Genomic DNA, 12,465 nt, shown 5'->3' with positions numbered 1-12,465 from the left:
GTCCCGCTTCGCCGCCGGCACCAGCCGACGCCAGCTCCGTGGTGGGCCGCCACGCATCGGCGCCGCCCCATCCGCCATCCCCGGCCCACGAGGTGGCGGCGCTGCCGGCGGCCGACTCGTTGCGCGGCACGCCGATCTCGATCAGGTCGAGATCGGGCGCGTGGTGCGCCAGCCGCTTGATGTGCGGCGCGCGCCACGGCCAGGTGCGGTGGGCGCGGCCCAGCACCAGCTTGGACAGGTTGTGGCTGCGCGCATAGTCCAGCGCCGCCAGCGCGATGTCGTGGCCGGACAGCACCGCCGTGGTGGCGCCCAGGTCTTCGGCCAGCTTCAGGGTTTTCAGGATCTGCTCGCGCTGGCCGGCCGGCAGCCGTTGCAGCGCCGGTGTCTCGATGTAGATCGCATGCCAGCCGGTGCCCAGCTGGCTGGCCAGGCGCGCCGTGCTGCGCACCGTGTGTTCGCCATCGGCGCGCGGGCCGACGCAGGCCAGCAGCGCGGCGCCGGTCTTCCAGATGTCGGCGATGGATTTTTCGACGCGGTAGGCGCGCACGTCGTCCTCGATGCGGTCGGCCGTGCGGCGCAGTGCCAGTTCGCGCAGCGCGATCAGGTTCCCCTTGCGGAAGAAGTTGCGCGACGCGCGCTCGGCCTGCGGCGCCTGGTACACCTTGCCGCCCTTCAGGCGCGCCAGCAGCTCGTCGGCCGGTATGTCGACCAGCACCACCTCGTCGGCCTGGTCGAACACCGTGTCCGGCACCGTCTCGCCGACGCGGATGCCGGTGATGCCGCCCACCACGTCGTTCAGGCTTTCCAGATGCTGCACGTTGACGGTGGTCAGCACGTCGATGCCGGCATCCAGCAGTTCCTCGACATCCTGCCAGCGCTTCGGATGGCGCGAGCCGGGCGCGTTGGAGTGCGCCAGCTCGTCCATCAGGATCAGCGGCGGCTGGCGCGCCAGCGCGCCGTCCAGGTCGAACTCGGGGATGCGCTTGCCGCGATACTCGACCAGCCTGGGCGGCAGCAGGTCCAGCCCGGCCAGCATGGCGGCCGTCTCGGCGCGGCCGTGGGTTTCGACCACGCCGACCAGCAGCGGCTGGCCGTCGCCCTGCAGCTTGCGCGCCGCCGCCAGCATGGCGTAGGTCTTGCCCACGCCGGCCGAGGCGCCGAAGTAGATGCGCAGCTTGCCGCGCGCGGCCTTGCGCTCCTGTGCCTGCACCTGCGCCAGCAGCGCATCGGGATCGGGTCGCAGACTCTCATTGGGGAACATGGCCATGCGCGGATTTTACCCCTTGGCGACCGGTTTGGCGCGGTCCAGCGCCAGGTTCAGCTCCAGCACGTTGACGCGCGGTTCGCCGAAGAAGCCGAAGTACTGCTTCAGCTGGTGCTGTTCGATCAGCGCCAGCACCTGTTCGGTGCCGATCCGGCGCGCGCCGGCGATGCGCGCGGCCTGGTAGCGGGCGGCGGCGATGCTGATCTCCGGATCCAGGCCGCTGGCCGAGGCGGTCACCAGGTCGACCGGAATCGGCGCGTGGTTGGCCGGGTCGGCCGCCTTCAGCGCCTCGATGCGGTCCTTGACGGCGTCCAGCAGCGCCGGATTGGTCGGTCCCTGGTTGGCGCCGCCCGAGCCGCTGGCGTTGTTCGGCATCGGCGCGGTGGCCGAGGGACGGCTCCAGAAGTACTGCGGCGAGCTGAAAGCCTGGCCGATCAGCGTCGAGCCGACCGCCTTGCCGTTGACTTCGACGATGCTGCCGTCGGCCTGGTCGGCGAACGCCGCCTTGCCGATGCCAGTCACGGCCAGCGGATAGAGCACGCCGCAGACCAGGGTCAGCGCGGCGAAGATGGTGACGGCGGGACGAATATGCGATGCCATGTCGGGCTCCTTAAACGAGGTTCAGTGCGGCCAGCACCATGTCGATGGCCTTGATGCCGATGAACGGCAGAATGATGCCGCCCACGCCGTACACCAGCAGGTTGCGGCGCAACAGGGCCACGGCGCCGATGGCGCGGTACTGCACACCCTTCAGCGCCAGCGGGATCAGCACCACGATGATCAGCGCATTGAAGATCACCGCCGACATGATCGCCGAGGCCGGGCTGGCCAGGTGCATGATGTCCAGCGCCTTCAGCTGCGGGAAGGTGCCGACGAAGGCTGCGGGGATGATGGCGAAATACTTGGCGATGTCGTTGGAGATCGAGAAGGTGGTCAGCGAGCCGCGCGTCATCAGCATCTGCTTGCCGATTTCGACGATCTCCAGCAGCTTGGTCGGATTGGAATCCAGGTCCACCATATTGCCGGCCTCCTTGGCCGCCTGGGTGCCCGAGTTCATCGCCACCGCAACGTCGGCCTGGGCCAGCGCCGGCGCGTCGTTGGTGCCGTCGCCGGTCATCGCCACCAGCCGGCCCTGCGACTGGTACTGGCGGATCAGTTTCAGCTTGTCTTCCGGCGTGGCTTCGGCCAGGAAGTCGTCCACGCCGGCCTCGGCGGCGATGGCGGCGGCGGTCAGCTTGTTGTCGCCGGTGATCATCACGGTCTTGATGCCCATGCGGCGCAGTTCGGCGAAGCGCTCCTTGATGCCGCCCTTGACGATGTCCTTCAGCTCGACCACGCCCATCACGCGGCGGCCGTCCACCACCACCAGCGGCGTGCTGCCGCGGCGCGAGATGTCGTCGACGGCGCGCGCCACCGCCTCGGGATAGGGCTGGCCCAGCGACTCGACGTACTTGCGCACGGTGTCGGCCGCGCCCTTGCGGATCGCCCGCACCTGCACCGCGGTGGCGACGCCGCCCTCCCCGCCGGCGCCGTCGGCGGGAATATCCACGCCGCTCATGCGGGTCTGCGCCGAGAACGGCACGAAGCTGGCGTTCAGCGCGGCCATCTCGCGTTCGCGGATGTTGAACTTCTGCTTGGCCAGCACCACGATGCTGCGGCCTTCCGGCGTGTCGTCGGCCAGCGAGGCCAGTTGCGCCACGTCGGCCAGCTGCTGTTCGCTGACGCCGGGCGCCGGCACGAAGGCCGAGGCCTGGCGGTTGCCCAGGGTGATGGTGCCGGTTTTATCCAGCAGCAGCACGTCGACGTCGCCGGCCGCCTCCACCGCGCGGCCCGAGGTGGCGATCACGTTGGCCTGCATCATGCGGCTCATGCCGGCCACGCCGATGGCCGACAGCAGGCCGCCGATGGTGGTCGGGATCAGGCACACCAGCAGCGCGATCAGCACCGTGATGGTGACCGGCGTGCCCGTACCGGCGGCGGCCACCGAGAACAGCGAGAACGGCAGCAGCGTCACGGTCACCACCAGGAACACGATGGTCAGCGCCACCAGCAGGATGGTCAGGGCGATCTCGTTGGGGGTCTTCTGGCGCTTGGCGCCCTCCACCATCGAGATCATGCGGTCGAGGAAGGTCTCGCCCGGATTGGCGGTGACCTTCACCACCAGCCAGTCCGACAGCACGCGGGTGCCGCCGGTCACCGACGAAAAGTCGCCGCCCGATTCGCGGATCACCGGCGCCGATTCGCCGGTGATCGCGCTTTCGTCGACCGAGGCCACGCCTTCGATCACCTCGCCGTCGATCGGGATCACGTCGCCCGCTTCGACCAGGATGTAATGGCCCTTGCGCAGGTCCAGCGCCGGCTGCGGCAGCCAGGTGGTGCCGTGCTTGGGCGTGGCCAGCTTCTTGGCGGTGACGGTCTGTTTCAGGCTGCGCAGCGAGGCCGCCTGCGCCTTGCTGCGGCCCTCGGCCAGCGCTTCCGCGAAGTTCGCGAACAGCACCGTGAACCACAGCCAGACGCTGGCGGCGATGATGAAGCCGGCCGGCGCCTCGCCCTGGCCGCTCAGCGCCTGCGCCGCCAGCAGGGTGGTGATGATGCTGCCGACATAGACCACGAACATCACCGGGCTGCGCAACTGGGTGCGCGGATGCAGCTTGCGGAAGGAATCGACGATGGCCGGAACCACCAGCTCCGAGTCGAACATGCGCAGCTTTTTCACCGGTGGATTGGTAAACAAAGTCATCTCTTTTTGGGTAGCTTGTGACATGGTCACTCCTTATTTTGCGAACAGCTGCAGGTGTTCCACCACGGGGCCGAGCGCCAGCGCGGGCACGTAATTCAGCACGCCGACCAGCACCACCACGCCGCACAGCAGGCCGATGAACATACCGCCGTGGGTCGGCATGGTGCCGGCGTTGGCGTCCAGGCGCTGCTTGCCGGCCAGCGAGCCGGCGATGGCCAGGATCGGCACGATCATGGCGAAGCGGCCGAACCACATGGCGATCGCCAGCATGGTGTTGTAGAACGGCGTGTTGGCCGACAGTCCGGCAAACGCCGAGCCGTTGTTGTTGGCGGCCGAGCTGAAGGCGTACAGGATTTCGGAGAAGCCGTGCGCGCCCGGATTGGCGATACCGGCCTTGCCGGCGTCGCACATCACGGCGATGGCGGTACCGGCCAGCACCAGGGTCGGCGTCACCAGGATCGCGATCGAGGTCATTTTCATTTCATACGACTGGATCTTCTTGCCCAGGTATTCGGGCGTGCGGCCGATCATCAGGCCGGCGATGAACACCGCCATGATGGCGAACACCAGCATGCCGTACAGGCCGGTGCCGACGCCGCCGAAGATCACTTCGCCGAACTGGATCAGCAGCATCGGGATCATGCCGCCGATCGGCGTGAACGAATCGTGCATGGCGTTGACGGCGCCGCAGGAGGCGGCGGTGGTCACGGCCGCGAACAGGGTCGAGGCGCTGATGCCGAAGCGGGTTTCCTTGCCTTCCATGTATCCGCCGGATTGCAGACTGCTGGTGCTCTGGTCCACGTTCATGGCCTGCAGCGTCGGGTGCGCGCCCTGCTCGGCGCCCATCACCACGCAGGTGCAGATCACGAACAGCACGGTCATCGCGCCCAGCACCGCCCAGCCCTGGCGCTGGTCGCCAACCATGCGGCCGAAGGCGAAGCACAGCGCGGCCGGAATCAGGAAGATGGCCAACATCTGCAGGAAGTTGCTCAGCGCGGTAGGATTCTCATACGGGTGCGCCGAGTTGGCGTTGAAGAAGCCGCCGCCATTGGTGCCCAGCATCTTGATCGCTTCCTGCGAGGCGACCGGGCCCATGGCGATGGTCTGGGTGGTGGCGGTCAGGGTTTCGGTGACCGGCTCGCCCTTGGCGTCCTTCAGCGGCTGGCCGTCGGCGCCGACTTTCGGCTGGGTGTAGGTGACCGGGTCGAGCAGCTGCACTTCCTTGTAGGGGGCGAAGTTCTGGATCACGCCCTGGGCCATCAGCACGATGGACAGGATCAGCGACAGCGGCAGCAGCACGTACAGGGTCGAGCGGGTCAGGTCGACCCAGAAGTTGCCGATCGATTGGGCCGAGCGCGAGGCAAAGCCGCGGATCAGCGCATAGGCGACGGCGATGCCGGTGGCGGCCGAGAAGAAGTTCTGACCGGCCAGCACCAGCATCTGGGTGAGGTAGCTCATGGTCTGCTCGCCGCTGTAGCCCTGCCAGTTGGTGTTGGCGACGAAACTGACGGCGGTGTCGAAGGCCGAGTCGGGGCTGACGTTGGCCATCGCCTGCGGGTTCAGCGGCAGCCAGGCCTGCACGCGCTGCAGCGCATAGGTGACCAGCGCGCCGATCACGCTGAACAACAGCAGCGAGACCGCGTAGGATTTCCAGTTCTGGCCCTCCACCTTGCCGTCCTTGCCGCGGATGCCGGCCAGACGGTAGATGGCGTGTTCCAGGCCGCGCATCCAGCCCATGCCGGGCACGGCGCCGCCGTCGCCGACGCGGGTCAGCAGTATGCCCAGCGGCCAGGCCAGTGCCAGCAGCACCGCCAGGAACACCACCAGCAGCAGTATCGATTGGATGCTCATGTTACAGATCCTCCGCTTTCAGCAGGGCGACGATCAGATACACCAGCAGGCCGGCGGACGCGATCGCGCCGATGACGTAGAACGTGTTCATTGCCGGCCTCCCAGCTTGTCGCAGCCGGCGGCCATGGCCACGGTCACGATATAAAAGAGCAGCGTTGCTCCGATAAAGACTAAGTCCATCACACCCTCACAGGTCTCGTTTTGATAGCGTGAAGGTTAGCCAAAAGGGTCTAAAAGTTTTGTAAAGACTTGGAGACGGGGTGTAAACAAAGCGTAAAAATTTACGTTTTCTTTACGCCGCGCGGGCGACTATTTAGAACATTTTTACCGCTGCGCCGCTAACCTGATTCCATCGCAACTACCGATGGAAATCATGGATACCTCCCTACAGGGCATCTGGGTGCCGCTGGTCACGCCCATGCATCACGGCGAGATCGATTTATCGCGCTTACAGCATCTGGCCGACCGGTTGACCGACGACGGCGCCCACGGGCTGGTGGTGTGCGGCACCACCGGCGAGGCGCCGCAGCTGGACCTGGCCGAACAAAGCGCCTGCCTGGCCGCCGTTCTGGAAGTGACGCGCCGGCGCTGTCCGGTACTGATGGGCATAGGCGGCAGCGACACCTTTGCCGCCGCCAGCCGGGTGCTGGAATTCGACGACGAAGACCTGGCGGGTTACCTGGTATCGACGCCGGCCTATGTGCGTCCCTCGCAGGAAGGCCTGCTGCGCCATTTCGAAACCATCGCCGATGCGACCGCGCGGCCCATCGTGCTGTACAACGTGCCGGCGCGCACCGGCGTCAATCTGGAACTGGCGACCGCGCGCCGGCTGGCCGAACGGCCGCAGTTTGCCGCCATCAAGGAGGCCGGCGGCAACCTGCGGCAGATGACCGACCTGGTGCAGCACACGCCGCTGTCGGTGCTGTGCGGCGACGACGTGCTGCTGTTCGCGGCCTTGTGCGGCGGCGGCCATGGCGCCATTTCCGCATCGGCCCACATCCGCGTCGACCTGTATGTACAGTTGTACGATCTGGTTCGCCAGCAACGACTGCTGGATGCCCTGGCCCTGTTCGAAAAACTGCTGCCGATGATGCGCTTGCTGTTCTCCGAGCCGAATCCGGCCCCGCTGAAAGCGGCGCTGGCCATGCAAGGCCTGCTGCGCGACGAACTGCGCCTGCCCATGGTGCCGGCCACCATGGCCTGCAAGCAGAAACTGGCCGCCGCGCTGGAAGCGCTGGACAGCATACCGCGCTATCGCCCCGCGTCGGCGGGCGGCCAGCCAGTCGCCGACGTGTCCCGCGGCGCGCGCTATTCGCTGGCCCACTCGGTGGCGACATCATGAACCTCGCGCTGACAGGCACCGATGGCGACAGCGCCGTCGCCGATCTGGCCGAGGATCTGGCCATGCTGCGCGTCGCGGCCGGCAAGCGCGTGCTGCTGGTCTCGCCCAATCCCGGCGCCTACGACGCCCGGCTCTACGACGACCTGGTGATCGACGCTTCCTACCTGAGCGCCGCCCACGTCGCCGCCAACGCCAAGGCCGATGCGGCGCTGGCGCGCGCCGGCGTGATCCTGGCCCTGCTGCGTCCCGAAGCGCTGGAACGCGACGGCTGCGCCGCCCTGCTCTCGCGCCTGCAGATGGCGCAGCGCGCCAATCCCGCCGCGCGCGTGCTGGTCGCCGTCGCCCACGGCCGCAAGCCGCTGACGCCGCATCAGGCCGGCTGCGTGCTGGTCTTCACCGCCCAGCTGCCGCACGCCCGCCTGGCCGACACCCTGGTGCTGGACGACGCCGCAGACACCTACCACTCGCGCCACAGCGAACTGGAACTGAGCGCCTACAAGGAAGACCGCAAACTCTGCGCCCCCGAAGTGCGCCACCTCTACCGCGAAATCTTCCGCAACCGCAGCGAAGAGGTGTACATGGGTGCCCTTTTTCCGCGCCAGGCGATCTAGAAAGGCTGCTTCGGTCTAGATGCGTCTAGTTTGAACCTTCGCGGTCTGGAATGGTCTATAAATTGAGGACGCACGGAAGTTAATAGACCATTCTAGACTTTTTCGCTTCCCTCAAACAACGGCTATAGACCGGGCTAGACCGAGATAGCCCGATCTAGACTCAACTAGAATTTCTAGACTGGGGGGAGCAAAAAATGTATGACCGCCCTATAGTGTGTCACCTGAGCTGCGACCTGCTCATCAAACTATGCGACGCCACCGGCGAAGGCTGCTTTGGAGACAAGAGCTACCGCGCGCTGTGCGACGCCGTCCGGGACTGGCTTGCGCACGACCATCCCGCCATCGACCATCCGCCGCGCGCAAAAACCGGCTATCAGTGGAAGCAGATCTTTCTGCCCGAAGGCACAGAGCTGCGCGCCACCATCAAGGGAATCGCCCGCTACGCCACTGTGGAAGGTAATCGGATTCTGTGCAATGGACAAGCTCTCTCCCCTTCCCAGTTCGCCAACGCCGATCGTGTCGTGCGCAACGCCTGGCGCGTCATCTGGCTGCGTTTGCCGGGAGAGGACTGGGAGCGCGCGGCGAATCTGCGCGACTCCCACCGGTATTAAAACACCTTGCCGATGCTCAGCTGCAGGGCGGTCTTGCCGAGGAATTTGCCGTTGGCCGGCGAGGCGTAGGCGGTCTTGCTGGCGTTGGTGCCGATGACGGCCAGCGCGCCGGTGACCACGCCGAAGTCCTTGGTGACGCCCACTTTCCAGTCGGTGTAGGAAGCCGCATCGTTGTGCTTTACTTCCTGATGGCCGGCGTGCAGGTTGACGGTATAGCCCTCGCCCACATCGATATTGGCGCCGATGTCCACGTAGCCGCTGTTCTTGCTGTCGACGAAGCCGAACAGGTTGGTCACCGCGTGCGAATACTTGACGTAGGCCGGGCCATAACCGAGCTGGCCGTACACCTCGGTGGTGTTGGCATCGACAAAGCCGGCCACATGATCCAGCCCGTTCGACGCATACACATAGGTCAGCACGCCCACGTCGTACGACACGTCGTCGGTAATCTGCCCGCGCTTGCCGCCGTAGATGTCCCATTCGACGCTGCCGTCGCCGCCCGCATCCTTGGTCCACTTGATGGTGGACAGCCAGGTGCCGAGATACAGGCCGGTCGGATTGTTGACATAATCGGCGCCGCCCTGCAGCGCCGGTTTCAGGCGCGTCTGCGAAATGCCGCGATAGCGGTAATCGCTGACCACCGCCACGTTGAAGCTGACTTCATTATCCGGCTTGGCGGCCGGCGCGGCGGTTTCCTCGGCGTAGGCGCAGTTGGCCGCAAAGGCAGCGGTGACAGCGACGGCGGCTGCGGCGAGTACGTAATTCTTCATGTTTCACTTCCTATCAGTGGTTAAAAACTTCACGGTACAAGGCGTCCATGTCGGCGGGCGCCTGGCCGTGAATGACGGTGCTGGCCAGCGTGGCCGACATCACCCGCGCGACATAGGCGCGCACCGCGGCGCGTTCCTCGTCCGTGGGTTCCGCCGGCCCGCCGACCAGTACGAACAGCACGCGCAAGCCCGGATTGAACATGCGCGCCGAATTCAGTCGGGCGATCAATTTGTACTGGCTGGCCAGATCCACCTGCCGCGGCGTCACCGGCACCACCACCAGCCGCGCGGCGATCAGGGCGGCGCGGCTTTCGGTCGTGTCGCGGCCCTCGGTGTCGATCACGATGTCGTTGTAGCGGGTCCGCAGCAGCTCCAGCTCCGGCACCAGCTCGCGGCCCGTGATCACCCGCGCGGCGATGCGCGGCTGCACGCCGGCCGCCGCCATCTCGCTGCACCAGCCGCGGGACGGCGCCTTCGGATCGGTATCGACCAGCATCACGCGCCGGCCCGCCCGCGCCCGCAGCAGGGCAAGGTTGTTGGCGACGATCGCGCGCCCGGCGCTGCCGCTCTGGTTGGCGACGGCGATGATCACGACGGGCTCCGCTGCGCCAGCGGCGTCATGCGGCCGAATTCCGCCCCCGGCAGGGAACGCATCACCGCCACCATCACCTGGCTGGCCAGGCCACGCGACAGGCACAGCCAGACCTTGACCCGCGCGCCGTGGTCGCACACCTCGACACGCATGAATTCCAGCGCGTCGCCGCAGGTGCGCGCCACCAGCGCGCGCAGGGACGTCAGCGCCTCGGTCTCCACCGTCAGCTGCATCAGACACGGGCGCGGCGCCCGCGCGCGGGCCTCGGCGGCCCAGTCGGAACGGCGTTGTGCGGCTTTGGTGTGGAAAAAGGCATGCATGGCTGACCTCCCGTTTTGATCGTTGCGATGCAAAACAGCTTAGCGAGGCGGCCGTAAAAACGGTCTAAAAAGGCGGGCCGGCGTTGTAAACATCGTGTATAAATTGCGCGGTGCGCAATTTTTGCCGCCATCTGCCGCAGTTGAGGATAGAATACGCAAACAATCTATAAACTGTACATAAACCCAGTATCAAGATAACAAGCTGCTCCCGTATGGCCACTAAAAAACCCGTTTCAGACTACAGCGAATCATCCATCCGCGTCCTCAAGGGCCTGGAACCCGTCAAGCAACGCCCGGGGATGTACACCCGCACCGAGAACCCGCTGCACATCATCCAGGAAGTGATCGACAACGCCGCCGACGAAGCGCTGGGGGGCAATTGCAAGAACATCATCGTCACGCAGAACGCCGACGGCAGCGTCACCGTCGAGGATGACGGCCGCGGCATCCCGGTCGGCCTGCACCCCGAGGAAGGCGTGCCCACCGTGGAAATCGTCTTCACCCGGCTGCACGCGGGCGGCAAGTTCGACAAGGGCAAGGGCGGCGCCTACGCCTTCTCGGGCGGCCTGCACGGCGTCGGCGTGTCGGTCACCAACGCGCTGGCCAAGCGCCTGGAGATCACCGTCTGGCGCAAGGAGCCGAACGGCACCGGCCTGCACCACCTGGCCTTCGAAAACGGCGACGTGGTCGAGCCGCTGACCTCCGTGGTGGCGCCGCGCGACGCCAAGAAGTCCGGCACCCGCGTCACCGTCTGGCCCGACGCCAAATACTTCGACTCCTCCGCCATCTCGCCGGTCGAGCTGCAACGCCTGCTGCGCTCCAAGGCGGTGCTGCTGCCGGGCGTGTCGGTCACGCTGGCCAACGGCAAGACCGGCGAGTCGCAGACCTGGCAGTACAACGACGGCCTGCGCGGCTACCTGACCGAAGCGCTGGCGCAAGCCACCAACGGCGAAACCCTGATCCCGCTGTTCGAAGGCGAGCAGTTCGCCGGCCCGGACGCCGAGGGCTTCGCCGAGGGCGAAGGCGCCTCGTGGGTGGTGGCCTGGACCGAGGAAGGCGCCATCGTGCGCGAATCCTACGTCAACCTGATCCCCACCCCGAACGGCGGCACCCACGAATCCGGCCTGCGCGACGGCCTGTACGCCGCGGTCAAGAACTTCGTCGAGATGCACTCGCTGCTGCCGAAGGGCGTCAAGCTGCTGCCGGAAGACGTGTTCGCGCGCGTCTCCTTCGTGCTGTCGGCGAAAGTGCTGGACCCGCAGTTCCAGGGCCAGATCAAGGAGCGCCTCAACTCGCGCGACGCGGTGCGGCTGGTGTCCAGCTTCTCCAAGCCGGCGCTGGAACTGTGGCTCAACCACCACGTCGACTACGGCAAGAAACTGGCCGAACTGGTGATCAAGCAGGCGCAATCGCGTCTGCGCTCGGCGCAGAAGGTCGAGAAGAAGAAGTCGTCGGGCGTGGCGGTCCTGCCGGGCAAGCTGACCGACTGCGAATCGAACGACGCCGATCGCACCGAACTGTTCCTGGTCGAGGGCGACTCGGCGGGCGGCTCGGCCAAGATGGGCCGCGACAAGGAATTCCAGGCCATCCTGCCGCTGCGCGGCAAGGTGCTGAACTCCTGGGAGACCGACAAGGACCGCCTGTTCGCCAACAACGAGATCCACGACATCGCCGTGGCGATCGGCGTCGATCCGCATGGCGTGAGCGACGCGCCCGACCTGTCGGGCCTGCGCTACGGCAAAATCTGCATCCTCTCCGATGCGGACGTCGACGGCTCGCACATCCAGGTGCTGTTGCTGACGCTGTTCTTCCGTCACTTCCCGGCGCTGATCGCCAACGGCAATATCTGCATCGCCCGTCCGCCGCTGTACCGCGTGGACGCGCCGGCGCGCGGCAAGAAACCGATCCAGAAGCTGTACGCGCTGGACGACGGCGAACTGACCGCCATCGAGGACAAGCTGCGCAAGGACGGCCTGAAGGAAGGCGCCTGGTCGATCTCCCGCTTCAAGGGTCTGGGCGAGATGAACGCCGAGCAGCTGTGGGAAACCACCATGAACCCGGACACCCGCCGCCTGCTGCCGGTGTCGCTGGGCAGCTACGGCCAGCACGAATCGGCCGCGCGCTTCAATATGCTGATGGGTAAAGGCGAAGCGGCCGCACGCCGCGCCTGGATCGAGGAACACGGCAACGAAGCGGAAGCGGATATCTAATGAATACGAACATGAATCAAGCAAATCTCTTTGACGATCCGGCGCCGGACGACGCGGCGGCCGGCAAGACCGAGCCGGTGGCGGAAGCCACCGTCGCCCCGGCCGGCGCCGTGCCTGGCGCCGCCGCCGAACCGGTATTCCCCGACGCCCAGGC

At 66.4% G+C, this 12,465-nt stretch carries 12 protein-coding genes; 4 read left to right on the top strand and 8 right to left on the bottom strand.

Going from position 1 to position 12,465, the window contains the following annotated elements:
* The 5 genes from E4L98_RS04990 to kdpF all read right to left on the bottom strand — a co-directional run.
* On the bottom strand, positions 1-1,261 hold a 1,261-nt coding region (locus tag E4L98_RS04990; RefSeq protein WP_503826137.1), incomplete at its 3' end, for a KdpD family sensor histidine kinase.
* Positions 1,262-1,276: 15 nt separating this feature from the next.
* Positions 1,277-1,864 carry a potassium-transporting ATPase subunit KdpC gene (kdpC, locus tag E4L98_RS04985; protein WP_135200469.1) on the bottom strand — a complete coding sequence of 196 codons (588 nt, stop codon included), beginning with the start codon at positions 1,862-1,864 and terminating at the stop codon, positions 1,277-1,279.
* 10 nt (positions 1,865-1,874) lie between these two features.
* Positions 1,875-4,004 carry a potassium-transporting ATPase subunit KdpB gene (gene kdpB / locus E4L98_RS04980; RefSeq protein ID WP_135200470.1) on the bottom strand — a complete coding sequence of 710 codons (2,130 nt, stop codon included), beginning with the start codon at positions 4,002-4,004 and terminating at the stop codon, positions 1,875-1,877.
* Between the two features lie 33 nt (positions 4,005-4,037).
* On the bottom strand, positions 4,038-5,855 hold the full coding sequence (gene kdpA / locus E4L98_RS04975) for a potassium-transporting ATPase subunit KdpA (RefSeq protein WP_135200468.1): 1,818 nt from the start codon (positions 5,853-5,855) through the stop codon (positions 4,038-4,040).
* Between the two features lies 1 nt (position 5,856).
* A complete protein-coding gene (kdpF, locus tag E4L98_RS04970; RefSeq protein WP_135200467.1) occupies positions 5,857-5,946 on the bottom strand; it encodes a K(+)-transporting ATPase subunit F in 90 nt (29 codons plus the stop codon).
* A gap of 282 nt (positions 5,947-6,228) precedes the next feature.
* On the opposite strand from kdpF, the gene dapA reads away from it, so the two are divergent.
* From dapA to E4L98_RS04955, 3 genes are all read left to right on the top strand, one after another.
* The gene (gene dapA, locus E4L98_RS04965) at positions 6,229-7,197 is read left to right on the top strand and encodes a 4-hydroxy-tetrahydrodipicolinate synthase (RefSeq protein ID WP_135200466.1); all 969 of its coding nucleotides are present in this window, start codon (positions 6,229-6,231) and stop codon (positions 7,195-7,197) included.
* The gene (locus tag E4L98_RS04960; protein WP_135200465.1) at positions 7,194-7,808 is read left to right on the top strand and encodes a hypothetical protein; all 615 of its coding nucleotides are present in this window, start codon (positions 7,194-7,196) and stop codon (positions 7,806-7,808) included. The genes dapA and E4L98_RS04960 overlap by 4 nt, the downstream gene beginning before the upstream one ends.
* A 194-nt stretch (positions 7,809-8,002) precedes the next feature.
* Entirely contained in the window at positions 8,003-8,419 is a 417-nt protein-coding gene (locus E4L98_RS04955; protein ID WP_135200464.1) for a hypothetical protein, read from the top strand.
* Here the strand turns inward: E4L98_RS04955 and E4L98_RS04950 are convergent.
* Genes E4L98_RS04950 through E4L98_RS04940 form a run of 3 tightly spaced genes read right to left on the bottom strand, consistent with a single transcriptional unit; the run spans position 8,416 to position 10,101 of the window.
* Entirely contained in the window at positions 8,416-9,189 is a 774-nt protein-coding gene (locus tag E4L98_RS04950; RefSeq protein ID WP_135200463.1) for a TorF family putative porin, read from the bottom strand. The two genes, E4L98_RS04955 and E4L98_RS04950, sit on opposite strands and share 4 nt — an antisense overlap.
* A gap of 13 nt (positions 9,190-9,202) precedes the next feature.
* Complete coding sequence (locus E4L98_RS04945) at positions 9,203-9,781, bottom strand: nucleotide-binding protein (protein ID WP_167761279.1); 579 nt, start codon at positions 9,779-9,781, stop codon at positions 9,203-9,205.
* Positions 9,778-10,101 (bottom strand): hypothetical protein, encoded by a 324-nt coding sequence (locus E4L98_RS04940; RefSeq protein WP_135200461.1) that lies wholly within the window; start codon positions 10,099-10,101, stop codon positions 9,778-9,780. Before E4L98_RS04940 ends, E4L98_RS04945 begins: the two co-directional genes overlap by 4 nt.
* A 212-nt stretch (positions 10,102-10,313) precedes the next feature.
* On the opposite strand from E4L98_RS04940, the gene E4L98_RS04935 reads away from it, so the two are divergent.
* A complete protein-coding gene (locus E4L98_RS04935) occupies positions 10,314-12,311 on the top strand; it encodes a DNA topoisomerase IV subunit B (RefSeq protein ID WP_135200460.1) in 1,998 nt (665 codons plus the stop codon).
* Positions 12,312-12,465 lie beyond the last annotated feature (154 nt).

The sequence above is a fragment of the Duganella callida genome (genome assembly GCF_004614165.1).
GTDB lineage: Bacteria > Pseudomonadota > Gammaproteobacteria > Burkholderiales > Burkholderiaceae_D > Rugamonas > Rugamonas callida.
Note: the sequence above shows the minus strand (reverse complement) of the source record. Positions and strands in the feature narration are given on the sequence as shown.

Bases quoted from the DNA above. Each gene is read 5' to 3' on its own strand.
- kdpF (WP_135200467.1), bottom strand. From the start codon at position 5,946: ATGAACACGTTCTACGTCATCGGCGCGATCGCGTCCGCCGGCCTGCTG.
- E4L98_RS04935 (WP_135200460.1), top strand. From the start codon at position 10,314: ATGGCCACTAAAAAACCCGTTTCAGACTACAGCGAATCATCCATCCGC.
- E4L98_RS04960 (WP_135200465.1), top strand. From the start codon at position 7,194: ATGAACCTCGCGCTGACAGGCACCGATGGCGACAGCGCCGTCGCCGAT.
- E4L98_RS04955 (WP_135200464.1), top strand. From the start codon at position 8,003: ATGTATGACCGCCCTATAGTGTGTCACCTGAGCTGCGACCTGCTCATC.
- E4L98_RS04940 (WP_135200461.1), bottom strand. From the start codon at position 10,101: ATGCATGCCTTTTTCCACACCAAAGCCGCACAACGCCGTTCCGACTGG.
- kdpC (WP_135200469.1), bottom strand. From the start codon at position 1,864: ATGGCATCGCATATTCGTCCCGCCGTCACCATCTTCGCCGCGCTGACC.
- dapA (WP_135200466.1), top strand. From the start codon at position 6,229: ATGGATACCTCCCTACAGGGCATCTGGGTGCCGCTGGTCACGCCCATG.
- E4L98_RS04950 (WP_135200463.1), bottom strand. From the start codon at position 9,189: ATGAAGAATTACGTACTCGCCGCAGCCGCCGTCGCTGTCACCGCTGCC.
- kdpB (WP_135200470.1), bottom strand. From the start codon at position 4,004: ATGACTTTGTTTACCAATCCACCGGTGAAAAAGCTGCGCATGTTCGAC.
- kdpA (WP_135200468.1), bottom strand. From the start codon at position 5,855: ATGAGCATCCAATCGATACTGCTGCTGGTGGTGTTCCTGGCGGTGCTG.